The organism is Aquincola sp. J276 (assembly GCF_024700035.1).
In the GTDB taxonomy this organism is placed as follows: Bacteria; Pseudomonadota; Gammaproteobacteria; order Burkholderiales; family Burkholderiaceae_C; genus Aquincola; species Aquincola tertiaricarbonis.
In genome coordinates this window covers 1839678-1864079 of sequence record NZ_JAJONC010000001.1, presented here as the reverse complement: position 1 = coordinate 1864079, position 24402 = coordinate 1839678, and the positions used below count along the sequence as shown (strand labels likewise).

21 protein-coding genes are annotated in these 24402 nt (G+C 70.3%); 10 read left to right on the top strand and 11 right to left on the bottom strand.

Annotation, left to right across the window (positions count from 1 at the left end):
• Positions 1 to 30 precede the first annotated feature (30 nt).
• Positions 31 to 1182 (bottom strand): ABC transporter ATP-binding protein, encoded by a 1152-nt coding sequence (locus LRS14_RS08485; protein ID WP_257799263.1) that lies wholly within the window; start codon positions 1180 to 1182, stop codon positions 31 to 33.
• A gap of 10 nt (positions 1183 to 1192) precedes the next feature.
• The gene (gabT, locus tag LRS14_RS08480) at positions 1193 to 2512 is read right to left on the bottom strand and encodes a 4-aminobutyrate--2-oxoglutarate transaminase (RefSeq protein ID WP_257799262.1); all 1320 of its coding nucleotides are present in this window, start codon (positions 2510 to 2512) and stop codon (positions 1193 to 1195) included.
• A 135-nt stretch (positions 2513 to 2647) separates the two neighbouring features.
• Here gabT and LRS14_RS08475 point away from each other — a divergent pair, with 135 nt between their 5' ends.
• Both LRS14_RS08475 and alaS read left to right on the top strand, forming a co-directional pair.
• Positions 2648 to 4069, top strand: a complete 1422-nt coding sequence (locus LRS14_RS08475; protein ID WP_257799261.1) for a PLP-dependent aminotransferase family protein — start codon at positions 2648 to 2650, stop codon at positions 4067 to 4069.
• An 18-nt stretch (positions 4070 to 4087) separates the two neighbouring features.
• Complete coding sequence (gene alaS / locus LRS14_RS08470) at positions 4088 to 6736, top strand: alanine--tRNA ligase (protein WP_257799260.1); 2649 nt, start codon at positions 4088 to 4090, stop codon at positions 6734 to 6736.
• Between the two features lie 24 nt (positions 6737 to 6760).
• On the opposite strand, the gene LRS14_RS08465 is transcribed toward alaS, so the two are convergent.
• From LRS14_RS08465 to LRS14_RS08435, 7 genes are read right to left on the bottom strand one after another with little or no spacing between them, the layout of a single operon-like run.
• Positions 6761 to 7543 carry an alpha/beta fold hydrolase gene (locus LRS14_RS08465; RefSeq protein WP_257799259.1) on the bottom strand — a complete coding sequence of 261 codons (783 nt, stop codon included), beginning with the start codon at positions 7541 to 7543 and terminating at the stop codon, positions 6761 to 6763.
• A 7-nt stretch (positions 7544 to 7550) separates the two neighbouring features.
• The gene (gene cydX, locus LRS14_RS08460; RefSeq protein WP_257799258.1) at positions 7551 to 7676 is read right to left on the bottom strand and encodes a cytochrome bd-I oxidase subunit CydX; all 126 of its coding nucleotides are present in this window, start codon (positions 7674 to 7676) and stop codon (positions 7551 to 7553) included.
• A 15-nt stretch (positions 7677 to 7691) separates the two neighbouring features.
• Positions 7692 to 8849, bottom strand: coding sequence for a cytochrome d ubiquinol oxidase subunit II (cydB, locus tag LRS14_RS08455; protein WP_257799257.1), 1158 nt, complete (start codon positions 8847 to 8849; stop codon positions 7692 to 7694).
• Positions 8846 to 10447 carry a cytochrome ubiquinol oxidase subunit I gene (locus LRS14_RS08450; RefSeq protein WP_257799256.1) on the bottom strand — a complete coding sequence of 534 codons (1602 nt, stop codon included), beginning with the start codon at positions 10445 to 10447 and terminating at the stop codon, positions 8846 to 8848. The genes cydB and LRS14_RS08450 overlap by 4 nt, the downstream gene beginning before the upstream one ends.
• Positions 10448 to 10472: 25 nt before the next feature.
• A complete protein-coding gene (locus LRS14_RS08445; RefSeq protein WP_257799255.1) occupies positions 10473 to 12173 on the bottom strand; it encodes an amino acid ABC transporter ATP-binding/permease protein in 1701 nt (566 codons plus the stop codon).
• Entirely contained in the window at positions 12170 to 13846 is a 1677-nt protein-coding gene (gene cydD, locus LRS14_RS08440) for a thiol reductant ABC exporter subunit CydD (RefSeq protein WP_257799254.1), read from the bottom strand. Before cydD ends, LRS14_RS08445 begins: the two co-directional genes overlap by 4 nt.
• Positions 13847 to 13852: 6 nt before the next feature.
• Positions 13853 to 14377, bottom strand: coding sequence for a GbsR/MarR family transcriptional regulator (locus LRS14_RS08435; RefSeq protein ID WP_257800436.1), 525 nt, complete (start codon positions 14375 to 14377; stop codon positions 13853 to 13855).
• Between the two features lie 193 nt (positions 14378 to 14570).
• Between LRS14_RS08435 and coaBC the strand changes: the two genes are divergently transcribed.
• Positions 14571 to 15797 carry a bifunctional phosphopantothenoylcysteine decarboxylase/phosphopantothenate--cysteine ligase CoaBC gene (coaBC, locus tag LRS14_RS08430; protein ID WP_257799253.1) on the top strand — a complete coding sequence of 409 codons (1227 nt, stop codon included), beginning with the start codon at positions 14571 to 14573 and terminating at the stop codon, positions 15795 to 15797.
• Positions 15794 to 16243 (top strand): dUTP diphosphatase, encoded by a 450-nt coding sequence (gene dut, locus LRS14_RS08425; RefSeq protein WP_046111754.1) that lies wholly within the window; start codon positions 15794 to 15796, stop codon positions 16241 to 16243. Before coaBC ends, dut begins: the two co-directional genes overlap by 4 nt.
• Before the next feature lie 15 nt (positions 16244 to 16258).
• Here dut and LRS14_RS08420 read toward each other — a convergent pair whose 3' ends face one another.
• Positions 16259 to 16783, bottom strand: a complete 525-nt coding sequence (locus LRS14_RS08420; protein WP_046111755.1) for a peptidylprolyl isomerase — start codon at positions 16781 to 16783, stop codon at positions 16259 to 16261.
• A 58-nt stretch (positions 16784 to 16841) separates the two neighbouring features.
• On the opposite strand from LRS14_RS08420, the gene LRS14_RS08415 reads away from it, so the two are divergent.
• The 3 genes from LRS14_RS08415 (at position 16842) to LRS14_RS08405 (ending at position 18861) form a co-directional block, all read left to right on the top strand.
• Positions 16842 to 18008: a JmjC domain-containing protein gene (locus LRS14_RS08415; protein ID WP_257799252.1), complete on the top strand. Its 1167-nt coding sequence runs from the start codon at positions 16842 to 16844 to the stop codon at positions 18006 to 18008.
• A gap of 3 nt (positions 18009 to 18011) precedes the next feature.
• Positions 18012 to 18518 carry a hypothetical protein gene (locus LRS14_RS08410; protein WP_257799251.1) on the top strand — a complete coding sequence of 169 codons (507 nt, stop codon included), beginning with the start codon at positions 18012 to 18014 and terminating at the stop codon, positions 18516 to 18518.
• A 133-nt stretch (positions 18519 to 18651) separates the two neighbouring features.
• Entirely contained in the window at positions 18652 to 18861 is a 210-nt protein-coding gene (locus LRS14_RS08405) for a hypothetical protein (RefSeq protein ID WP_083440370.1), read from the top strand.
• 63 nt (positions 18862 to 18924) lie between these two features.
• On the opposite strand, the gene LRS14_RS08400 is transcribed toward LRS14_RS08405, so the two are convergent.
• A complete protein-coding gene (locus LRS14_RS08400; RefSeq protein WP_257799250.1) occupies positions 18925 to 19380 on the bottom strand; it encodes a DUF192 domain-containing protein in 456 nt (151 codons plus the stop codon).
• A gap of 142 nt (positions 19381 to 19522) precedes the next feature.
• Between LRS14_RS08400 and icd the strand changes: the two genes are divergently transcribed.
• The 3 genes from icd (at position 19523) to LRS14_RS08385 (ending at position 24375) form a co-directional block, all read left to right on the top strand.
• Entirely contained in the window at positions 19523 to 20776 is a 1254-nt protein-coding gene (gene icd, locus LRS14_RS08395; protein ID WP_046111758.1) for an NADP-dependent isocitrate dehydrogenase, read from the top strand.
• A gap of 270 nt (positions 20777 to 21046) precedes the next feature.
• A complete protein-coding gene (locus tag LRS14_RS08390) occupies positions 21047 to 23143 on the top strand; it encodes an EAL domain-containing protein (RefSeq protein ID WP_257799249.1) in 2097 nt (698 codons plus the stop codon).
• A gap of 53 nt (positions 23144 to 23196) precedes the next feature.
• Positions 23197 to 24375, top strand: coding sequence for a methyl-accepting chemotaxis protein (locus LRS14_RS08385; protein WP_257799248.1), 1179 nt, complete (start codon positions 23197 to 23199; stop codon positions 24373 to 24375).
• Positions 24376 to 24402: the final 27 nt, after the last annotated feature.

The window sequence follows — 24402 nt, the reverse complement described above, 5'->3', positions numbered from 1 at the left end:
GACGGGGACGGGGATCGGAAGGAAGGCGGCTCAGGCGTAGACCCGCGTGAGCTCGGGCGCGAAGGCCAGCCACACGGTGTCACCCACGGCCGGGATGGCGGGGGCCGACAGCGGCAGCTTCACGGCCGCTTCCAGCTGCGTGGGGCCCACGCCGCACAGCAGCCGCAGGTGGTCGCCGAAGTACACGATGCCGTGCACCTGCGCACGCAGCGTGTTGCCGGCGCCCGCGGCCGGCGGCGTGGCCTGCACCGCGATGCGTTCGGGGCGGATGCCCACCATCACCTGGGCGGCGGCGGCCCCGTTGACGTTGATGCCGGTGAGCACGCTGCCATCGGCCAGCACCGCGCTGCAGTGCGCCGGATGGCCGGACAGCTGGGCGGCCTGCACGGTGGCGGGCAGCATGGTGCCGTCGCCGATGAAGCCGGCCACGAAGCGGTTGGCCGGCTGCTCGTACATGGTGTCGGCGGGCGCGATCTGCTGGATCACGCCGTTGTTGAACACGGCCACGCGGTCGCTCATGGTCAGCGCCTCGCCCTGGTCGTGGGTGACGAAGACGAAGGTGACGCCGAGTTGTCTATGCAACTCCTTGAGCTCGATCTGCATGTGCTCGCGCAGCTGCTTGTCGAGTGCGCCCAGTGGCTCGTCCATCAGCACCAGCTGCGGCTCGAACACCAGCGCACGCGCCAGTGCCACGCGCTGCTGCTGGCCGCCGGACAGCTGCGAGGGATAGCGCCCGGCCATGCCCTGCAGCCGCACCATGGCCAGCGCCCGTTCCACGCGGGTGGCCTGGTCGGCCTTGGACACGCGCCGCACCGTCAGCGGGTAGGCCACGTTCTCGCCCACCGTCATGTGCGGGAACAGCGCGTAGTTCTGGAACACCATGCCGAAGTTGCGCTTGTGCGGCGGGGTGCGCGTGATGGGCTTGCGCTCCAGCAGGATCTCGCCGGCGGTGGGCGATTCGAAGCCGGCCAGCATCATCAGCGTGGTGGTCTTGCCCGAGCCGCTGGGGCCCAGCAGCGTGAGGAACTCGCCCCGCCGGATGTCCAGGTCGAGCTTGCGCACCACCAGGTTCACGCCGTCGTAGGTCTTCTGCACGCCGACGAAGCTGACCAGCGGCTGGCCGGCGGCGGCAGCGGGTGCAGCGGCGGCGGCAGGGCGTTCGGCAGACAGGGCGATGCTCATGGCCGCCTGCTCAGGCCACGGCCGCGAAGCTGTCGGCCAGGATGCGCAGGCCTTCGTCCACCAGCGCCTCGGAGGCCGTGAGCGGCACCAGGATGCGGATCACGTTGCCGTAGCTGCCGCAGGACAGCAGCACCAGGCCGCGGCGCGCGGCTTCGCGCACCACGCGGCCGGTGAGGTCGGCGTCGGGCTGGTGCACATCGCCGCCGCGGCCGAGCTCCAGCGCCACCATGGCGCCCAGGCCGCGCACGTCCACCACTGCCGGCACGTCGGCGGCGATGGCGCGCAGGCCGGCGCGCAGCTGCTCGCCCAGCGCACGGCTGCGCTGCAGCAGCTGCTCGTCCTCGAACACCTCCAGCACCGCCAGCGCGGCGGCGCAGCCGATCGGGCTGCCGGCATAGGTGCCGCCCAGGCCGCCGGGGCCGGGTGCGTCCATCACGTCGGCGCGGCCGATCACGGCGGAGATGGGGAAGCCGCCCGCCATCGACTTGGCGCTGGTGATGAGGTCGGGCGCCACCGGCCACTGCTCGCTGGCGAACCAGGTGCCGGTGCGGCCGGCGCCGGTCTGTACCTCGTCGGCGATGAGCAGGATGCCGTGCTGGTCGGCCAGCTTCTTCAGCCCGGCCACGAAGGCGGCGGGTGCCTCGTAGAAGCCGCCCTCGCCCTGCACCGGCTCCACGATGAAGGCGGCCACGCGCTCGGGCTCGATGTCGTTCTTGAACAGCAGCTCCACCGAATGCAGCGCGTCCTCGACGCTCACGCCGTGCAGCTCGTTGGGGAACAGGGCATGGAACACCTCGCCCGGGAAGGGGCCGAAGCCGGTCTTGTAGGGGGCGACCTTGCCGGTCAGGCCCAGCGTCATCATCGTGCGGCCGTGGTAGCCGCCGGTGAAGGCGATGACGCCGGGGCGCCTGGTATGGGCGCGGGCGATCTTCACGGCGTTTTCCACGGCTTCGGCACCGGTGGACAGGAACAGCGTCTTCTTGGGCGCGGCACCGGGCGCCAGTGCGGCCAGGCGTTCGGCCAGCTCCACGTAGGGTTCATAGGCCACCACCTGGAAGCAGGTGTGGGTGTAGAGGTCGAGCTGGGCCTTCACCGCCTCGATCACCCGCGGGTGGCAGTGGCCGGTGTTCAGCACCGCGATGCCGCCGGCGAAGTCGATGTAGCGCTTGCCTTCCACGTCCCAGAACTCGGCGTTCTCGGCGCGGGCGATGAAGATCTCGTGCGCCTGGCCCACGCCGCGGGGCACGGCGGCCCGGCGGCGGGCCATCAGGTCGGCATTGGTGGCGTGGCCCTGAACCAGGGTTGTCTTCAGGTCAAGTTCGGCGGGCATGTGCTTCTCGCGGCAGGGAGGTCGTCCGTGACTTTAGGCACGCGGCGTGGCGAATACCATGTACAGCGTGCCACCGCCCGCAGTGCACTGTGCTGGCGGTGCACCCCATACACACTGTCCCCAATACGGTGCACCGTGATCACCCTGAATCCTGAATCGCGAACGCCGCTGGTGACGCAGATCGTCGACGGCTTCCGACAACTGATCACCGACCAGACCCTGCGCGGCGGCGCCAAGCTGCCGTCCATCCGCGCGCTGGCGGCGGCGCATTCCATCAGCGTCTTCACCGTGGTGGAGGCGTATGACCGCCTGGTGGCGCAGGGCTGGGTGGTGTCGCGGTCGAACGCGGGCTTCTTCGTCAAGCGCCGGGCCACCGATGCGGCCGCGCCGGCCGCCGCGGAGACCGATGTGGCGGACCTGCGCTTCGACGCCCGCTGGTACCTGCGCCACATCTTCGAGAGCCGCAACCTCGAGCTGAAGCCCGGCTGCGGCTGGCTGCCCAACGGCTGGCTGTTCGAGGAAGGCGTGCGCCGCAGCCTGCGCCAGCTGGCCAGCGAGGGCGTGGAGCTGGGCGGCTACGGCCTGCCGCACGGCCACATGGCGCTGCGGGTGCTGATCGCCGAATCGCTGGCCGAGCGGCAGGTCACCGCCAGCGCGGGCGAGGTGCTGCTGACCCAGGGTTCCAGCCAGGCGTTCGACCTGGTGGCGCGGGGCCTGGTGCGCCCCGGCGACACGGTGATGGTGGACGAGCCCGGCTACCCGAACCTCATGTTCATGCTGCGCTTCCTGGGCGCGAAGCTGGTCGGCGTGCCGCGTGCGCCGGGCGGCTACGACCTGGCGGCGTTCGAGGACCTGCTGCGGGCCCACCGGCCGAAGGTGTTCTTCACCCAGCCGCGGCTGCAGAGCCCGACCAACTCGGTCGCGCCGGTGGCGCAGCTGTTCCAGCTGCTGAAGCTGGCCGACCAGCACGACCTGACGGTGGTGGAGAACGACATCTACGCCGACCTGGACCCCGAGCAGCGCCCCTCGCTGGCCAGCCTGGACCAGCTGCGGCGGGTGGTGTACGTGGGCAGCTATTCCAAGACCATCTCGCCCAACATCCGCGTGGGCTACCTGGCCGCCCGCGGCGAGCTGCTGGAAGACCTGGCGCAGCTGAAGATGGTCTCGGGCCTGACCTCGTCGGACATCACCGAGCGGCTGGCCTTCGGCGCGCTGTGCGAAGGCCGCTGGCGCAAGCACCTGAAGAGCTTGCGCGACCGGCTGGCGCAGGCCCACGAGGTGGTGGCCCGGCGGCTGACGGAGCTGGGCTTCGAGCTGTTCAGCGAGCCCAAGGCCGGCATGTACCTGTGGGCCCGCCACCCCGACCTGACGGACTGCATCGACCTCTCGCAGCAGGCGGCGGGCGAGGGCATCCTGCTGGGCCCCGGCCACCTGTTCCTCGTCGAGCCGCGGCCCACCGGCTGGCTGCGCTTCAACGTGGCCTTCAGCGACGACGAGCGCCTCTACCGTTTCCTCGACCTGCAGATCCGCCTGCACCACCCGGGTGCCGCGGCCTGAACGGATAAAATTTACAAGATGAAAGCCTCCGAAATCCGCTCCACGTTCCTGAACTTCTTCGAATCGAAGGGACACACCATCGTCGCCTCCAGCCCGGTGGTGCCGGGCGACGACCCGACGCTGCTGTTCACCAACGCGGGCATGAACCAGTTCAAGGACGTGTTCCTGGGCTTCGACAAGCGGCCGTACCAACGCGCCACCACGGCGCAGAAGTGCATCCGCGCCGGCGGCAAGCACAACGACCTGGAAAACGTCGGCTACACCGCGCGGCACCACACCTTCTTCGAGATGCTGGGCAACTTCAGCTTCGGCGACTACTTCAAGAAGGACGCGATCAGCTACGCCTGGGAGCTGCTGACCGAGCACTTCAAGCTGCCCAAGGACAAGCTGTGGGTCACGGTGTACTCGGAGGACGACGAGGCCTACGAGATCTGGAACAAGGTGGTGGGCGTGGCCGCCGAGCGCATCGTGCGCATCGGCGACAACAAGGGCGGCCGCTACATGTCCGACAACTTCTGGATGATGGGCGACACCGGCCCCTGCGGGCCGTGCACCGAGATCTTCTTCGACCACGGCCCGGAGATCGCCGGCGGCCCCCCGGGCAGCCCCGATGAGGACGGCGACCGCTACATCGAGATCTGGAACAACGTGTTCATGCAGTTCAATCGCACCGAGGACGGTGTGATGCATCCGCTGCCCAAGCCCAGCGTCGACACCGGCATGGGCCTGGAGCGGGTGACGGCGGTGCTGCAGCATGTGCACAGCAACTACGAGATCGACCTGTTCGTGGCCCTGCTGGCGGCGGCCAAGCAGGCTGTCGACGTTGCCGGCGCCGGCGACTGCGACAAGGACAGCCCGAGCCTGAAGGTCATCGCCGACCACATCCGCGCATGCTCGTTCACCGTGGCCGACGGCGTGATCCCCGGCAACGAGGGCCGCGGCTATGTGCTGCGCCGCATCGCCCGCCGCGGCATCCGCCACGGCTACAAGCTGGGCGCACGCAAGCCCTTCTTCTACACGCTGGTGGCCGCACTGGCCGAGCAGATGGGCGAGGCCTACCCCGAGCTGCGCCAGCAGCAGGCCCGCATCACCGAGGTGCTGAAGCAGGAGGAGGAGCGCTTCTTCCAGACCATCGCCCACGGCATGGAGATCCTGGAAGGCGCGCTGGCCGAGCTACAGGCGAAGAACCCCAACGGCGGTGGCGTGCTGGACGGCGAACTCGCCTTCAAGCTGCACGACACCTTCGGCTTCCCGCTCGACCTGACCGCCGACGTCTGCCGCGAGCGTGGCCTGAGCGTGGACGGCGCGGCCTTCGACGCCGCAATGAACCGCCAGCGCGAGCAGGCCCGCGCGGCCGGCAAGTTCAAGATGCAGGCCGGCCTGGAGTACAGCGGCACGCCCACCACCTTCCACGGCTACGAGGAACTGGTGCACGAGGGCGCCAAGGTCACCGCGGTCTATGTGGACGGCACGCCGGTGGCCGCCGCCCGCGCCGGCGACGACGCGGTCATCGTGCTCGACCACACGCCGTTCTATGCCGAGAGCGGCGGCCAGCACGGCGACACCGGCGAGCTGCGCAACGCCACCAGCCGCGTGCTGGTGGAAGACACGCTGAAGATCCAGGCCGACGTGTACGGCCACCATGGCCGCATCGTGGAAGGCGAGATCAAGGTGGGCGACGTGCTGGCTGCCAAGGTGGATGCCGAGCGCCGTGCCAAGACCATCCGCAACCACAGCGCCACCCACCTGATGCACAAGGCGCTGCGCGAGGTGCTGGGCAGCCATGTGCAGCAGAAGGGCTCGCTGGTGACGGCCGACCGCACCCGCTTCGACTTCGCGCACAACGCGCCGATGACGGCCGAGCAGATCGCGCAGGTGGAGGCGCTGGTCAATGCCGAGATCCTGGCCAATGCCGACACCCAGGCGCGCAGCATGAGCATCGACGAGGCACAGAAGCTGGGCGCGATGATGCTGTTCGGCGAGAAGTACGGCGACAGCGTGCGCGTGCTGGACATCGGCGGCAGCCGCGAGCTGTGCGGCGGCACCCATGTGCGCCGCACCGGCGACATCGGCCTGTTCAAGATCGTGGCCGAGAGCGGCGTGGCCGCCGGCATCCGCCGCGTGGAAGCCGTGACCGGCGACAACGCGCTGGCCTACCTGCAGTCGCTGGAGCGCACGGTCGATGGCCTGGCCTCGACGCTGAAGGTCACGCCGGCCGAGGTCGCCCATCGCGTGGGCGGCGTGCTCGACCAGGTGCGTGCGCTGGAGAAGGAGCTGGCCGCGCTGAAGGGCAAGCTGGCTTCGGCCCAGGGCGACGAGCTGATGAGCCAGGCGGTGGACATCAACGGGCTGAAGGTGCTGGCCGCGCGGCTGGAGGGCGCCGATGCCAAGACGCTGCGCGAGACCATGGACAAGCTGAAGGACAAGCTCAAGACCGCCGCCATCGTGCTGGCCGCGGTCGATGGCGACAAGGTGCAGCTGGCCGCCGGCATCACCGCCGACAGTGTCGGCAAGCTCAAGGCCGGCGAGTTGGTGAACTTCGTCGCCCAGCAGGTGGGCGGCAAGGGCGGCGGCAAGCCCGACATGGCCATGGCCGGCGGCACCGACGCCAGCAAGCTGGCGGGCGCGCTGCAGTCGGTGCGCGGCTGGGTGGCCGAGCGGGTCTGAGGTCGACACGCGGCGCCCCGGCTGTCAGCCGGGCGCCGCTTCCCGAGTGCCCGCCGCCGCCTCCAGCAGGTCCAGCAGCGCCAGCACCTCCCGGAGCACGAGCTCAGGCTCGCTGAATTGCGGAAAGTGCCCGCTGCGCGGCGCCATCACCTGTTGCCCGCGCGGTGACAAGGCGGCGAGCCCAAGCTGATGGGCTGCCCGCAGCGCCCGCGCCTGTGGTGGCGTGGCCCAGGCCATGGCCGGCGCGGCGCCGGTCACCACCCGCAGCGGGATGGCCGGGAAGGGCGGTGCTGCCGCCAGCGCCGCGAGCGTGGCCGGCACCTGGCGCACTTCGCCCAGCGGGTCGGCCGGCCAGACCCGGTCCAGCGTGGACTGCAGCAGCCGCTGCAGCCGGCCGGCGTGAGCGGCCAGCAGCGGCGGGTCTTCCGGTGCGGTGGCCTCCAGCAGCACCATGCCGGCCACCTCCCCCGGATGCTGCCGGGCGTACAGGTTGGCGATCAGCCCACCCAGCGAATGGGCCACCAGCAGGCAGGGCCGCGGCAGCTCGGCCAGCGCCATCAAGGCGCGCAGCTCGGCCACCAGCCGGGGACCTGCCTGTGCGGCCACCGGCCGCGCACTGCGGCCGATGCCGGCGCGGTTGTAGGCCAGCACCCGCGTTCGTTCGGCCAGCGGCTGCCACAGCCGGTGCCAGCCTTCCAGCGGCCCGCCCGCGCCGTTGACCAGCACCACGCCGATGCGGCCGTGGCCCTGCACTGCGAACTCGATGCGCTGGCCATCGACCAGCGCCGTCTGCCGGGGCAGCCGCACCGCCGGCTCAGCGCGCAGCGCCGCCGCCCTCGCGGCGCGCCGCGTCGTCTTCCATCAGCTCGAACCACATCGCGTTGAGCACCGCGAAGGTGGCGGCCAGGGGCAGGCCGAGCAGCCAGGCGAAATACCACATGGTGTTGTCCTTGGTTCAGTAGGTGTGGATCTGCGGGTCGGACAGCGAGGCCTCGTCCACCTTGCCCCACAGCACCCGGTACACCCAGGTGGTGTAGGCCACGATCAGCGGGATGAAGATGGCGGTGGCCACCAGCATGATGAACAGCGTCAGGTGGCTGGACGACGCGTCCCACACCGTGAGGCTGGCCTTGGGGTCGGCCGACGAGGGCAGCAGGAACGGGAACATCGACACGCCCACCGTGAGGATGATGCCCACCACGCTGGCCGAGCTGCCGGCCAGCGCCGTCAACTCGCGCCGGCTGCGCAGGCCCAGCCAGGCCAGTGCGGCGCCCAGCACGCCCAGCGCCGGCGCGGCCCACAGCAGCGGCACCGCGCGGTAGTTGTCCAGCCAGGCGCCGGGCGCCATCACCGCCATCTTGCGCAGCGGGTTGGAGGGGCCGAAGCGGTCCAGCTCGCTGGTCACGCGATAGGCATCGACGCTGCCGAAGGCCAGCCACAAGCCGCCCGCGACGAACAGCACGATGGTGGCCAGCGCCGCCAGCCCGCCGTAGCGCCGCGCCCGCTCGGCCACGGGGCCGGCCGTCTTCAGCAGCAGCCAGCCTGCGCCGTGCATCGCCAGCATGGCCACCGACACCAGCCCGCACAGCAGGGCAAACGGGTTCAGCAGGTCGAGGAAGCCGCCGTCGTAGCTGATGCGCAGCTCGTCGCTCAGGCGAAAGGGCACGCCCTGCAGCACATTGCCCACTGCCACGCCGAAGATCAGCGTCGGCACGAAGCCGCCGAAGAACAGCGCCCAGTCCCAGCGGCTGCGCCAGGCGGGTTCGTCGCGCTTGCTGCGGAACTTGAAGCCCACCGGCCGCACGATCAGCGCCAGCAGCACCGCGAACATCGCCAGGTAGAAGCCCGAGAACGACACCGCATACAGCGGTGGCCAGGCCGCGAAGATGGCGCCGCCGCCCAGGATCAGCCACACCTGGTTGCCCTCCCAGGTCGGGCCCACGCTGTTGATGACGACGCGGCGTTCCACGTCGCTGCGCCCGGCGAAGGGCAGCAGCATGCCCACGCCCAGGTCCAGTCCGCCCATCACGCCGAAGCCGATCAGCAGCACGCCGAGCAGGCCCCACCAGATCAGCCGCAGCGTGTCGTATTGGATGAATTCATGCAGGATCATGCGGTGTGCTCCACGGTTTGCGGGGGCTGCGGCGCCGCCAGCGGGCCGCTCAGGGAAGCCGGTGCGCCGATGTCGGGCTGCGGGCCCTTGCGGATGGCCTTGAGCAGCAGCTTCACCTCGATGACGAACAGCACCGTGTACAGCAGCGTGAAGCCGACGATGGTGGCCAGCACGGTGCCCACGCCCAGGTCGGACACGGCCGCGGCGGTGGGCAGCACGCCTTCGATCACCCAGGGCTGGCGGCCCACCTCCGCCACGATCCAGCCGCACTCGGCCGCGATCCAGGGCAGCGGGATGGAGAACACCGCCACCTTCAGCAGCCAGCGGTGCTTGTCGAGCGCACGGCGGGTGGAGAGCACGAAGAACGTGGCCGTCAGCAGGATGAAGAACATGCCCAGGCCCACCATCACCCGGAACGACCAGAACAGGGGCGCCACCGCGGGCACGGTGTCCCACGCGGCCTTCTCGATCTGCTCGGGCGTGGCCTGGCGCGGGTCGTCCACGTAGCGCTTGAGCAGCAGGGCGTAGCCCAGCTCCAGCCCGTGCTGCTCGAACACCTCGCGCACCTGCGGCGGGATGGCCGAGTCGCGGCCGGCGGCGCGCACCGTCTGCAGCGCGTCGTAGGCCTTGATGCCGTTGTGGATGCGCTCCTTCGCGCGTTCCACCAGGTCATGGATGCCCGGGATCTCGGTGGTGAGCGAGCGGGTGCCGATCAGGCCCATCACGAAGGGGATGTGCACCGCATAGTGCGTCTCGCGCGCTTGCTGGTCGGGAAAGCCGAAGGCGGTGAAGGCGGCCGGCGCGGGCTCGGTATGCCACATGGCTTCCACCGCGGCGAGCTTCATCTTCTGGTGCTCGGTGCTCAGGTAGCCCGATTCATCGCCCAGCACCACGACAGACAGCGCGGAGGCGAGGCCGAACGACGCGGCGATGGTCATCGAGCGCTTGGCGAGCTGCACGTGCCGGCCCTTCAGCACGTACCAGGCCGACACGCCCAGCACGAAGATGGCCGCGGTGACGTAGCCCGCCGACACCGTGTGCACGAACTTGGCCTGCGCCACCGGGTTGGTGATGACGGCCATGAAGTCGGTGACTTCCATGCGCATGGTCTGCGGGTTGAACTCGGCGCCCACCGGGTTCTGCATCCAGCCGTTGGCGATCAGGATCCACAGCGCCGAGAAGTTCGAGCCGATGGCCACGGCCCAGGTCGCCATCAGGTGGCCCACCTTGGACAGCTTGTCCCAGCCGAAGAAGAACAGGCCGACGAAGGTGGCTTCGAGGAAGAAGGCCATCAGCCCCTCGATGGCCAGCGGCGCGCCGAACACGTCGCCGACGTAGTGGCTGTAGTAGCTCCAGTTCATGCCGAACTGGAACTCCATGACGATGCCGGTGGCCACGCCCATCACGAAGTTGATGCCGAACAGCGTGCCCCAGAACTTGGTCATCTGTCGCCAGATGGGGCGGTCGGTCATCACGTAGACCGTCTCCATGATGGCGATGACGACGGCCAGGCCGATGGTCAGCGGCACGAAGAGAAAGTGGTACAGCGCCGTCAGCGCGAACTGCAATCGCGATAGCGCAACGATGTCGAGGTCCATGGGTGGCCTTGTCGCGTGGGAAATGTCAGTCGGGTCGCAGGGTGTCCAGCGCCGCGCGGAACGCGGGCTGGCCACGGTGCAGGTCGGCGGTGATGCGGCCTGCGTGCATCACCAGCAATCGGTCGGCATGGGCGGCTTCGCGCCGCAGGTGGGTGGCCATCAGCCAGGCGGGGCGACCCGGGGCGTCGGACAGGCGCTGCAGGATGTCGGCCGCGGTGGCGGCGTCCACGCCTTCGGTGGGTTCGTCCAGCAGCCACAGCCGCGCCGGGCGCAGCAGCAGCCGGGCCAGCGCCAGCCGGCGCTGCTGGCCGCCCGACAGGCCCAGGCCGCCTTCGCCCAGCGGCGTGTCCAGCCCGGCGGGCAGGGTGTCGACGTGGGCCAGCAGTCCGGCGGCGTGCAGCGCCTGGCGCAGCTCGGCCTCGGTGGCCCGGGGCGCGGCGAGCCGCAGGTTGTCGCGAAGGCTGTCCTGGAACAGCTCGGTGCGCTGGGTGAGCAGGGCCAGCGGGGCGGCCACCTGCAGGCGGCCGGCGGCCGGTGCCAGCTCGCCGGCGATGGCAGCCAGCAGCGTGCTCTTGCCGCTGCCGCTGGGGCCGATCACTGCCACGCGCTCGCCGGCCTGCAGCACCAGCCGGTCCATCTGCACCGCGGGCCGCGCGGCGCCCGGGTGGCGCAGCACCAGCGCCTCGGCCTGCAGCAGGTGGCCGGGCGGCAGGGCAGGCACCGGCGGCGGCTCGGCGGCATCGGCCTGCGCCAGCCGCGGCGCCAGGCGCCGGGCGGCCATCGCGCTGCGGCCCAGTTCGAGCGCACCGCGGCGCAGCGCGGCGAAGGGCTCGATGGCGCCCAGCACCATCAGCACCGCCAGGGCCGCCAGCGGCAGGCCGATGCGGCCGGCTTCCACCGCCGCCGCCGCTGCCACCAGGGTGCCGGCCAGCAGCAGGCTGCCGGTGATGCCCAGGCCCAGGCCGGCATGCCCGTCCAGCCGGTTGAGCTGGTCGTCGGCCTCGGCCTGGCGGGCATCGGCGGCCCGCACTGCGGCCTGCTGCGCCGGCAGCCGGCCGGCCATCAGCAGCGTGCTGTGCCCGGCCACCAGGTCCACCGTGCGGGCGCGCAGCGCCTCGATGGCATGGGCACGGCGGCGTGCCGGCCGGTCGGCGCGGCGGGCGATGTACCAGGGCAGCCCCAGCCCCACGCCCAGCAGCAGCGCGGCCAGGGCGCCACCCAGCGCGGGATGCACCCAGTGGCCGACGGCCAGCCCGGTGACGGTGGCGGAGGCCAGCCCGGCCACGGCCGGCACCAGCACCCGCAGGTACAGGCTGTCCAGCGCGTCGATGTCGGCCGTCAGGCGGAACAGCAGCCGGGCCGGCCGGGCCAGCAGCTGGCGTGCGGCCTGCGGCGCGGCCCAGCCGCGGAACAGCCGCTCGCGCAGGCCGGCCAGCACCGCCAGCGTGGCGTCGTGGGTGACCAGCCGCTCGCCGTAGCGGGAGGCGGTGCGGCCCAGCGCCAGCAGCCGCACGCCGGCGCCTGGCGCGAAGATGTCGAAGGCCCAGGCCGCGGTGGCCGAGGCGCCGGCCAGCGCCGTGGCGGTGACGAACCAGCCCGACAGGCCCAGCAGCCCGATGCCCGCGGCCACCGTCAGCGCCGCCAGCCCGGCGCCGCCCAGCAGGCCGCGGCGGCGCTCGGCGAAGAACAGCGCCAGCACCTGGCGCAGCGCGGCGTGGCGGTTCATGCGGTGCTCCTGTGCGCGGCGGCCGGCTGCAGCGGCAGGGCCAGGCTGCGGTCCAGCCGCGCGGCCAGCACCGGATCGTGGGTGGCGACGATCAGCGTCTTGCCCTGGGCCAGCATCAGCAGCCGCTCGGTCACGTCGGCCGCCGTGGCGGCATCCAGGTGGGCGGTGGGCTCGTCCACCAGCAGCAGGTCGGCCTGCGGATCGGCCGCCGCGCGGGCGATGGCCAGGCGCAGCGCCTCGCCGCCCGACAGGCCGGCGCCCGCCTCGCCCAGCGCATGGCCGGCATGCGCCTGGGCCACGCCGTCCAGCGCCGCCACGCGCAGCGCCTGCGCCACCTGCGCGGCGCCGATGCCCGGCCGGCCCAGCGCCACGTTGGCCTGCACCGTGCCGGCGAACACATGCGGCGTCTGGCCGATCCAGGCCATGCGCCCGCGCAACGCCGCAGCGTTGTGGGCGGCCAGCGGCTCGCCGTCGATCAGCACCTGGCCGCCGTTGGCCGGGGCCAGGCCGGCGATGAGCGACAGCAGCGTGGTCTTGCCGCTGCCGCTGGCGCCCACCAAGGCCACATGCTCGCCGGCGGCCACCTGCAGGTCGGCGTTGTGCAGCACCGGTGCCTGCGGCGCCGCCGGGTGGTGGAAGCGCACGCGGCGCAGCGCCACGGCCGGCGGGCGGCGTGCAGGGAGGGTGGTCCGGCTGGCCTGCTCGACCTGCGCACCCCCCGGCAGCGGGAGGCCGCCTTCGCCCAGCCGCTGCAGCGCGGCCAGCGCCGCCTGGCCGGCCGCGCGGTCGTGCCACACGGCCGACAGGTCGCGCAGCGGCTCGAAGAACGCCGGCGCCAGCAGCAGCAGGAACAGGCCTTGGCCCAGGCTGAGGCGGCCGCGCCAGGCGCCGAACTCCAGCAGGCCCAGCAGGTGCAAGCCCACGTAGACGGCCACCGTGGCCACGCCCAGCGCCGCGAACAGCTCCAGCACCGCCGACGACAGGAAGGCGATGCGCAGCACCTTCATCGTGCGGCTGCGCAGGTCGTCGGCCGACTGGCGCAGCCGGCGGGCGGTGAGGTCGACCGCGCCCAGGGAGCGGATGGTGGCCAGCCCGCGCAGGCGGTCCAGCAGGAAGGCGTTCATGCCGCCCATCTCCACCAGCTGCGCCTGGCTGGCGGCCTGCGCACGCCAGCCGATCAAGGCCATGAACAGCGGGATCAACGGCGCGGCCAGCAGCAGCGCCAGCGCCGCCACCCACGACAGCGGCGCCACCGCCAGCAGGATGGCCGCGGGCATCACCATCACCCGCAGCCGCGTCGGCTCGAAGCGGCTGAGGTAAGGCACCAGGCTTTCCGCCTGCTCGGCCATGACGCTGGCGGCCAGGCCGGAAGCCGAGCGGTCGGCATCCAGCGGCGAGCGCGCGGCGAGCGCCGCCACCGCCGCTGCACGCAGCGTCGACAGCTGCGCACGCGCGCCGCGGAAGCACCAGCGTGCGCCGAGCGTGTCCATCAGCGCACGCAGCACGCCCAGCGCCGCCAGCCCGGCGGCTGGCCACAGCACGGCCTGCACGCCGCCGCCATCGGCCAGCCGCTGCAGCGCCCAGGCGATCAGCCCGGCCTGCGGCAGCCACAGCAGGGCCGCGGCGGCCTGCAGCGCAGCGCCACGGCGCGCGAGCGGTGGGCGGGTCTCCATGAGCGTTCAGCCGGGCTTGCCGCCGCCCTTGCCGCCGGCCACCAGCTTCACCTTGCCGGTGAACTCCAGCAGGCGCTGCACCTTGGAGCCCATCTTCATCAGCTGCGACAGCGTCTGGCGGTCCATGCGCTGCACGTCGTCGAACCAGGTGGTCATCAGCTCGATCAGCTCGTGCATGCCGCGCATGCGCTCCTGGGCGATGCGGTCGGCGTCGCTGTGGGGCGTTTCCAGCAGCGCGGCGCGCAGCATCGACAGCGTGGGCTCGATCTCGCGGCGGCGGCGTTCTTCCGCCAGGGTGCGGAAGATCTCCCATGCATCGGTGGGCGCCTCGAAATATTCGCGGCGGTCGCCGGGCAGGTGGCGCAACGTGACCAGCCGCCAAGACTGCAGCTCCTTCAGGCCCATGCTCACGTTGGAGCGGCTGAAGGACAGCTGCTCCGCGATGTCGTCGGCATTCAGCGGCTGCTCCGACACGAAGATCAGCGCATAGATCTGGCCGACGGTGCGGTTGATGCCCCAGCGGCTGCCCATCTCGCCGAAATGGGACACGAAGCTCTTGACCAGGGGGAAAGGGTTTGCATGGGCGCCTCCATGGGTCGGAACTCTAGCCTGAACTTTCAGTAATTACTGAAAACTCAGGATGTCCTGTAACTTGGTGTGGGCATCATATTTGCGGGTTCGGCGTCGCAACAGCAGTCCGTTGGCCTGCGGCTACAGTGCGGCCATGCCTGAACGCCAAGACCTCGCCGGCCGCCACATCCTGCTGGGGCTGTCCGGCGGCATCGCCTGCTACAAATCGGCCGAGCTGGTGCGCGAGCTGTCGCGCGCCGGCGCCGCCGTGCAGGTGGTGATGACCGAAGCCGCCGAGCACTTCATCACCGCGGTGACGATGCAGGCGCTGTCCAACCGCCCGGTCGCCACCAGCCAGTGGGACGCGCGCGAGCCCAACAACATGGCGCACATCAACCTCACGCGCGAGGCGGATGCGGTGCTCATCGCGCCGGCCAGCGCCGACTTCATCGCCAAGCTGGTGCAGGGGCGCGCCGACGACCTGCTGAGCCTGGCCTGCCTGGCGCGCCCGATCGAGCGCTGCCCGTTGCTGGTGGCCCCCGCCATGAACCGCGAGATGTGGGCCCACCCCGCCACCCAGCGCAACGTGCGGCAGCTGGTGGCCGACGGCGCCACGCTGCTGGGCCCCGGCGCCGGCGACCAGGCCTGCGGCGAGATCGGCGACGGCCGCATGCTGGAGGCGGTGGAGCTGTGCGAGGCGCTGGTGGCCTTCTTCCAGCCCAAGCTGCTGGCCGGCCTCCGGGTGCTCATCACCGCCGGCCCCACCTTCGAGCCGATCGACCCGGTGCGCGGCATCACCAACCATTCCAGCGGCAAGATGGGCTTCGCCATCGCCCGCGCCGCGCAGGAAGCGGGTGCGGAGGTCACGCTGGTGGCCGGCCCGGTGCACCTGCCCACGCCGCGCGGCGTGGCCCGACTGGATGTGCAGACCGCGCGCCAGATGCACGATGCGGTGCTGCCCGCGGCCGCACAGCACGACGTCTTCATCGCCACCGCCGCGGTGGCCGACTGGCGGCCCGACACCACCGCCGACCAGAAGATCAAGAAGCAGGGCGACCGCCGCGTGCCCACGCTGGCGCTCACCGAGAACCCCGACATCCTGGCCGCCGTGGCGGCGCTGCCGAAGCCGCCCTACTGCGTCGGCTTTGCGGCCGAAAGCGAGCAGCTGCTGCAGCACGCCAGCGAGAAACGGGTGCGCAAGAACATCCCGCTGATCGTCGGCAACCTCGGGCCGGCCACCTTCGGCCGCGACGACAATGCGCTGCTGCTGGTGGACGCCCAGGGCCACCACGAGATTCCCAACGCCGACAAGCTCACGCTGGCCCGCGCCCTGGTGCGCAACATCGCCGGCCGGCTCGGCACCCGGACCCCGCGACCATGACCGTCATCGATGTGAAAGTGCTCGACGCCCGCATGGCCGAGCAGATGCCCGCCTACGCCACGCCGGGCAGCGCCGGCCTCGACCTGCGTGCCTGCCTGGACGAACCGCTGGCACTGCAGCCCGGCCAGTCGGCGCTGATCCCCACCGGCCTGTCGATCCACATCGGCGACCCCGGCCTGGCGGCGATGCTGCTGCCGCGCTCGGGCCTGGGCCACAAGCACGGCATCGTGCTGGGCAACCTGGTGGGGCTGATCGACAGCGACTACCAGGGCCCGCTGATGGTGAGCTGCTGGAACCGTGGCACGCAGGCCTACACCGTGCAGCCGCTGGAGCGCATCGCGCAGATGGTGATCGTGCCGGTGGTGCAGGCGGCGTTCCGGCGCGTGGAATCGTTCGACGCCAGCGAACGCGGCAGCGGCGGCTTCGGCTCCACCGGCAGCGCCTGAGGCGGCGCGGCGCTGTCAGTGCACGCCGGGTGCCGGCGGCACGGTGTTCAGCACGCTGAAGGCGGCCGAATCATTGACGCTGCCAGCCTCGATCTCTTCCTCGGTGGCTTCGCGCACGCCGCGCACCGTCAGGTGCAGCCGCAGCGCGATGCCGGCCAGCGGATGGTTGGCGTCCAGCACCACCTGCGACGGATAGACCTCGGTCACGGTGTAGATCGCGTCTTCCGGCATCTCGGGCGTGGTGGCGCCTTCGGGCAGGCCTTCGAACTGCATGCCCGGCTCCACCTGCTCGGGGAACAGCGCGCGGTCCTCGAAGCACACCAGGTCGGCGTCGTAGTCGCCGAACGCATGTTCCGGTTCCAGGTGCAGGTGCACCTCGTAGCCTTCGGTCTGGCCGGCGAGGGCTTCTTCCACCTTGGGCAGCAGGTCGTCGCCACCGAAGAAGAACTCCACCGGCTCGGTCAGTTCGTCGATGGCCTGGCCTTGGGTGTCGGCGAGTCTCCAGGTCAGGGAGACGACGCAAGGGGCATTGATCAGCATCGCAGGATGATGTCACAAGCCGGCTGAGGCGCTGCCGGGCCACGGCGACAATCCGCCGATGCAAATCGACCAATCCCTGCCGCTGCTCGGCGGGCTGTCTCCCGCGCAGTTCATGCGCCGCCACTGGCAGAAGAAGCCGCTGCTGATCCGCCAGGCGTTCCCCGGCATCGTGCCGCCCGTCACCCGCGCGCAGGCCTTCGAGCTGGCGGCGCAGGAGGGTGTGGAATCACGCCTGATCGTCCATGCCGCCGCGCCGGCAAAGGCCCGCAAGCCTGCCTGGAAGCTGCGCCAGGGGCCCATTGCCCGCACCGCCTTGCCGCCGCTGCGCCAGCCCGGCTGGACGCTGCTGGTGCAGGGCCTGGATCTGCATGTGCCGGCGGCGCATGCACTGCTGCAGCAGTTCCGCTTCGTGCCGCAGGCGCGGCTGGACGACCTGATGATCTCCTACGCCACCGAAGGCGGCGGCGTGGGCCCGCACCTCGATTCGTACGACGTGTTCCTGCTGCAGGTGCAGGGCCGCCGGCGCTGGCGCATCGGCCCGGTGGCCGACCGCACGCTGGTGGACGGCGTGCCGCTGAAGATCCTGGCCAACTTCCAGCCGCAGCAGGAATGGCTGCTGGAGCCGGGCGACATGCTGTACCTGCCGCCGATGTGGGGCCATGACGGCGTGGCCGAAGGCGGCGAGTGCATGACCTGCTCCATCGGCTTTCGCGCGCCCAGCCGTGGCGAACTGGCGCGCGACCTGCTGCAGCGCCTGGCCGACATCGCCGCCGATGCGATGGACGACGACACGCCCGGCGCCGCCGGTCCGCTGTACCGCGACCCCTCGCAGCCGGCCACCGCAGAGCCCGGCCGCGTGCCCGTGGCGCTTGGCACCTTTGCGGTGGAGGCGGTGCAGCGCCTGCTGGCCGACGACGAGGCCGTGGCCTGCGCGGTGGGCGAGGTGCTCAGCGAGCCCAAGGCATCGGTGTGGTTCGAGCCAGGCGCGGCGCTTGCTGGCGCTGGTGCCGTGCAGCTCGATGCCCGCACCAGGATGATGTACGACGACCGCCATGTGTTCATCAACGGCGAATCCTTCCGCGCCGGTGGCCGCGATGCGAAGCTGATGCGCCGCCTGGCCGACGAAGGCGCGCTGGACGCCGCCGATGTCGGCCGCTTGAGCGCGGATGCCCTCGGCTTGCTGTCGGAATGGGCACGTGCCGGTTGGGTGCGCGGCCAGGCCTAGTCCATGGACACCGCCTCTGCTGCGCCCACCGACGCGCCGCGCCGCTTCAGCGGGCCGGTGGCGCTGCGCGACGCACTGCTGGGCGCGCTGCTGCAGGCGACCGAGGCCGGCGTGCCGCGCATCGAGTGCATCGATGCCGACTTCGCTGCCTGGCCACTGGACGATGCGCGGCTGCTGCGGTCGCTCACTGCCTGGGCGCGCGGCCCGCAGCGGCGCTTGTTCATGCTGGCGCGCGAGTTTGACGACGTTGCCCGACGTCATCCCCGTTTCACCGTCTGGAGGCGACAGTTCGCGCATGCGGTGGAGTGCCGGGCCGCCCCGGAGGTGGACCGGTCCGAGTTTCCGGCGCTGCTGCTGGCGGGCGATGTCGGCCTGCAGGCGGGTGCAGGCCCACGCTTTGCCGGACGATGGCTGGACGAGGACGCTGATCGCCGCACATGGCGGGGTGTCGTTGAGGCGATTACGCAACGATCCGAAGCTGCGTTTCCTGCGCACCCGCTGGGTCTTTAGGGAACTCCCTTACTAACCGTATACTCGCGGGCTAGACAAAGGGACAGCTCGAGCGTTCCTTGTCTTGTGCGGCGGGCAGTTCATGTCCGCCCCATGACCAGTAATTGTTCGATATACCGATTCGAGGACACAAATGAACAAATCGCTCCTGTTGGCTGCCCTGTTTGCTGGCGTTGCCCTGACCGCTTGCGGCAAGAAGGAAGAGGCGCCCGCGCCGGCTCCCGCTCCCGTGGAAGCCCCGGCTCCCGCCCCCGCGCCGGCTCCCGCCGCTGACCCGGCTGCTTCGGCTGCCGCCGATGCTGCTTCGGCCGCCATGGGCGCTGCTTCGGCCGCCAGCAACTGATCGTTCTCGATCCGTTGCGCAAAAAGCCGCCCTCGGGCGGCTTTTTCTTTGCCCGCAATTTCTTCAGCGCGCGCCGGAATTGAATGGCGCGCCGGAGATCTTCGATCCTGCCTTGATGCCGCGCTTGGCAAACCAGCCCTGGTTCATTTCCAGCGCATAACGCACCGGCTGGGTGGAGCAATGGCTGTCCAGTTGCTGGGGCTGCATGTCCTCGATATTCACCACGGTGCCGTCGTCGGCCAGGAATGCGATGGACAGAGGCAGCAGCGTGTTCTTCATCCAGAAGCAGCGCGGCGCCTTCTGCTCGAAGATGAACAGCATGCCGTCGTTTGTCGGCATCTCCTTGCGGTGCATCAGGCCGATCTGGCGCTGTTCCTCGGTCATGGCCACCTCGGCCTTGATGTTGTGCATGCCCGCGTTCAGCGGGATGGTGCGCAGGCGCTGCGCGCTGTCCTGCGCGCCGGCCCAGCCGCTGGCGGCCAGCAGCAGCAGCGCCGCTGCCCTTCGTGTCAGGTTCATCGGTGAAAGTTTATGGCGGTGCAATCGGATGCGCCGATGGTAGCGACGGCGCTGCCCGCCCCGCGAACCCTGGTTGACAGCCCTGCTGAACTAGAATCGTTCGCGATACTCTCCCCTGTTTTCAACCCCGGAGCCCCTTTCCATGTACCAGCACATCCAAGTGCCCACGGGTGGCCAGAAGATTTCCGTGAACGCGGACTTCTCGCTCAACGTGCCCGACGAACCGATCATTCCCTACATCGAGGGCGACGGTACGGGCCTCGACATCACGCCCGTGATGCTCAAGGTGGTGGACGCTGCGGTGGCCAAGGCCTACGGCGGCAAGAAGAAGATCCACTGGATGGAGGTGTACGCTGGCGAGAAGTCGACCAAGGTGTACGGCCCCGACGTGTGGCTGCCCGAGGAAACGCTGCACGCCGTGCGCGATTACGTGGTGTCGATCAAGGGCCCGCTGACCACGCCCGTGGGCGGCGGCATCCGCAGCCTGAACGTGGCGCTGCGCCAGGAGCTTGACCTCTACGTCTGCCTGCGGCCGATCCAGTACTTCAAGGGCGTGCCCAGCCCGGTGAAGGAACCGGAAAAGACCAACATGGTCATCTTCCGCGAGAACTCGGAAGACATCTACGCCGGCATCGAGTTCGAAGCCGAGAGCGACAAGGCCAAGAAGCTGATCAAGTTCCTGCAGGAAGAGTTCGGCGTCAAGAAGATCCGCTTCCCGAACACCTCGGGCATCGGCATCAAGCCCGTCTCCCGCGAAGGCACCGAGCGCCTGGTGCGCAAGGCCATCCAGTACGCGATCGACAACGACAAGCCCAGCGTGACCATCGTGCACAAGGGCAACATCATGAAGTTCACCGAAGGTGGCTTCCGTGACTGGGCCTACGCGCTGGCGCAGAAGGAATTCGGCGCCGAGCTGATCGACGGCGGCCCGTGGTGCAAGTTCAAGAACCCGAAGACGGGCAAGGACATCGTCGTCAAGGATTCGATCGCCGACGCGTTCCTGCAGCAGATCCTGCTGCGCCCGGCCGAGTACTCGGTGATCGCCACGCTGAACCTGAACGGCGACTACGTGTCCGACGCGCTGGCCGCGCAAGTCGGCGGCATCGGCATCGCCCCGGGTGCGAACCTGAGCGACTCGGTGGCCATGTTCGAAGCCACCCACGGCACCGCCCCCAAGTACGCCGGCAAGGACTACGTCAACCCCGGCTCCGAGATCCTCTCGGCCGAGATGATGCTGCGCCACATGGGCTGGACCGAAGCGGCCGACCTCATCATCAGCTCGATGGAGAAGTCCATCGCGTCGAAGAAGGTCACCTACGACTTCGCCCGCCTGATGGAAGGCGCGACGCAGGTGTCGTGCTCGGGCTTTGGCCAGGTGATGATCGACCACATGTGATGCGTCCTGCGGCCGCCAGCGGCCGCAGCAGCTCTGACAAGCCCCCGGTTCCCTGAAAAGGGCCCGGGGGTTTCTCCATTTCGGGCTGTCAAATTCATCACATTGACGTGGGCCTGGGACTACGATGTCGTGCGCGTATCGGCGCCGCAGTCTCCCGGGCGCCACGGCCGGCGCGTGGCAGTGCAGACCAGGCCTTTACCGGGCATTCCCATGGAACATGGTCAGGTTGCGGGGCGTCGGCCGTTGCGGGCGGCGCTCCACTCGCTGGAGATGCAGATCCTGCGGCTGGGCGCCACCGGGGCCGCCCGGGCAGTGCGGGACAGCATGGTGTGGCTCACGCCCTACCTGATGATCCTGTCCACGCTGCTGCTGCTGGTGCAGGTGTCGTCGGTGCTGGGCCTGCCAGCCGCCGTCACCCGGTACTTCGAGGCGGCGGCCTCGGCCTTGCGCATCGCGCTGCCGCTGGTGGTGTGGGGTGCCACCGGCGCCATGCGGGCGCTGCAGTGGCAGCTCTCGCGCACCGCGGTGGCCTTCGTCTGCGTGGCCTGCGGCGTGATGTGCGAGCTGCTGCTGGACGCGGCGGGCGTGGCCGCCAAGGCCTTCTCCATCCCGCTGGCGCTGCTGCTGCCGCTGCAGCTGGTGCCGCTGCTGAAGTGGCTGAGCACCTGGCGCTGGACCCGCCTGTCCGACCCCGACACCGCCGCCGGCGAGAACGTCGGCGAGTCCATCAATCTCATCGTGCCCAGCCTGCTGGGCGTGGCCGTCACGGTCGGCGGCGTGGCGATGCTGCTGGCCCTGCTGGGGGCGGTGCGGCTGGACCTGCCCGCCGCCCCGGACTGGTTGCAGGCCCGGGCCGTGGCACTGGACATGCCGCTGCTGTCCGGCCTGGTGTATGCGGTGGGCAACTCGCTGCTGTGGCTGCTGGGCGTGCACGGCTATTACACGCTGCTGCCGCTGCTGGAGCAGATCCCGGCGGCCACTGCAGGTGTCGACAGCGTGGTCAACCAGAGCTTCATGGGCCTGTTCGTGTTCATGGGCGGCAGCGGCGCGACGCTGTCGCTGGTGATCGCGCTGGTGTTCTTCACCCGCGTGCGACGCCACCGCATCCTGGCGCTGGCCAGCGTGGCGCCGGCACTGATCAACGTGAACGAGCTGCTGCTGTTCGGCCTGCCGCTGATCTTCAACCGCTGGCTGGCCCCGCCCTTCGTGCTGGTGCCGGTGGCCAACCTGCTGCTGGCCTATGCCGCCACGCGCCTGGGGCTGGTGCCGGTGCTCACCGCCGACCTGCCGTTCAACAGCCCGCTGTTCGTCAACGCGATGCTGGCCAGCGGCGGCCAGGCGGCGGCCTTGCTGATGCAGGTGGGCGGCTTGCTGCTGGGCGCCGCGGTGTACGCGCCCTTCCTGCGCCGCTGGGAGCGTGCGATGCAGCCCACCGACACCGACGATGCGCAGGCGCTGGGCACGCTGTTCAGCGAGCGGCTGGAGGACACCGCGCTGCGGCTGGCCGACCCCATCGGCCGCTACAGCGACATGCACATCGACCGGCTGGTGCTGATGCGCCGGTTGGCACTGTTCGAAGGCCAGCAGTTCGCGGTGCATTTCCAGCCGCAGGTGGAGCCGGTGAGCGGCGTGCTGGTGGGCTGCGAGGCGCTGATGCGCATGCAGGACGCCCACGGCGGCACGGTGCTGCCTGGCGAGTTCCTCGGTGCGCTGGAGAAGGCCAGCCGCATGGTGGAGGTGGACGTGTGGGTGCTCAGCCGGGTGGCCGAGCAGGTGGTGCAGTGGCGGGCGCAGATGCCGGTGGGCTTTCGCGTGGCGGTGAACATCAGCCCCTGCACCCTGAGCGAGCCACGGGCGCTGGAGCGCATCGTGGCCATCGCGTCGCGGCTGCGGCAGCGGCTGGTGCTGGAGATCACCGAGCACACCTTCCTGGGCGACGAGGCCGGCGTGGCCGCGGCCTTCCAGCGCATCCGCGCCACCGGCGCCAGCATCCACATCGATGACTTCGGCACCGGTTATTCGTCGCTGAGCTACCTGCATCGCTTCCCGGTGGACGGCGTGAAGATCGACAAGAGCTTCACCGACACGCTGGGCTCCGAGCTGGGCTGCCAGGTGTTCCGTGGCGTGTGCTCGCTGGCCGAGACGCTGCGGCTGGAGGTGGTGGTGGAAGGCGTGGAGCAGGCCTGGCAGCTGCGCCAGCTGCCGCTGCAGGAGCGCCTGACGGTCCAGGGCTGGCTGTATTCCAAGGCCCTGCCACCGCCTGAATTCTCGGCCCTGCTGTCCGAGGGCCGCCGCTTCCTCGTGCGGCCCCAGGATGTCGCGATTCATCACTTGAATCCCGCACAAACCGTTCAAGTCGAGCCTTGAAGTGGCGAAAACACCCCAGCAAGAGGGATTTAAAGCTCTGAAGGAGTGCTTGGATGTCGGATCTGTCGAATCTGTGGCGGCGCATGCCGGTGGTCATGCGGCTGCTGGTCGGTTTCAGCATCACGCTGACGCCGCTGATCATCGGACTGGCGTTGTTCGCATCGCGCGCCGCCGACCTGCAGGCACAGGCCTTGTCGGGCGCGGCGACCGGTGCGGCGCTGGCCATGGCGGTGTCAGGGCTCCAGGGCACGGTGTTCTGGGGCGTCGCGCTGACGGCGATGGTGGGCCTGCTGCTGATCGTGAGCATCACGATCTCCATCGTCGGGCCGATTGACGAGTTGCGCATCAACACCCAGGCCATGGCCGACGGCGACCTGAGCAAGCCGCTGGACATCCGATGGGACGACGAGGTGGGCCGCATGACGCGCTCGCTGGAGGCGATGCGGCAGTCGGTGGTGCGCGTGGTCACGGAGATCCTCGCCAGCGCCAACAAGGTCTCGCGCACCTCGTCCGAGCTGGCCAGCGGCAACCTCGACCTGAGCCAGCGCACCGAGCTGTCGGCCGCGCACCTGCAGCAGACGGCCAGCGCCATGGAAGAGATCCATGCCATGGCGCAGCAGTCGGCCAGCTCCGCCCGCACCGTGTCGGGCCTGGCCTCGGACGCGGCCCGCGTGGCCACTGACGGCGGCAACGCGATCGCCCGGGGCGTGGCCACCATCGGTGCGCTCACGGCCAGCTCCCGCAAGATGGCCGAGATCACCAGCACCATCGAGGCCATCGCGTTCCAGACCAACATCCTGGCGCTGAACGCGGCGGTGGAGTCGGCCCGCGCCGGCGAGCACGGCCGCGGCTTCAACGTGGTGGCTTCCGAGGTGCGCGCCCTGGCGCAGCGCTCGGCGGCTTCCGCCAAGGAAATCAGCGCGCTGATCAACCGCGCCATCGCGGATGCCGGTGCCACCGCCGAGTCGGTCGAGCGGGCCGGCAAGGAGATGGAGCGCGTGGTGCAGAGCGTGGCCAGCGTCACCCGCCATGTGGACGAGATCAGCCATGCGGTGAACGACCAGTCCGCGGGCATCAGCTCGGTGAGCCAGTCGGTCAGCGAGCTGGACACCGCCACCCAACGCAATGCCGCCCTGGTGGAACAAGCCAGCGCCTCGGCCTCCGAGCTGAGCCATGAATCCGAAAGCCTGGTCCGTGCCGTGTCCGTCTTCCGGCTCCCTGCCGCGGTGTGAACACCGCGACCTTCCGTCCATCCGTCA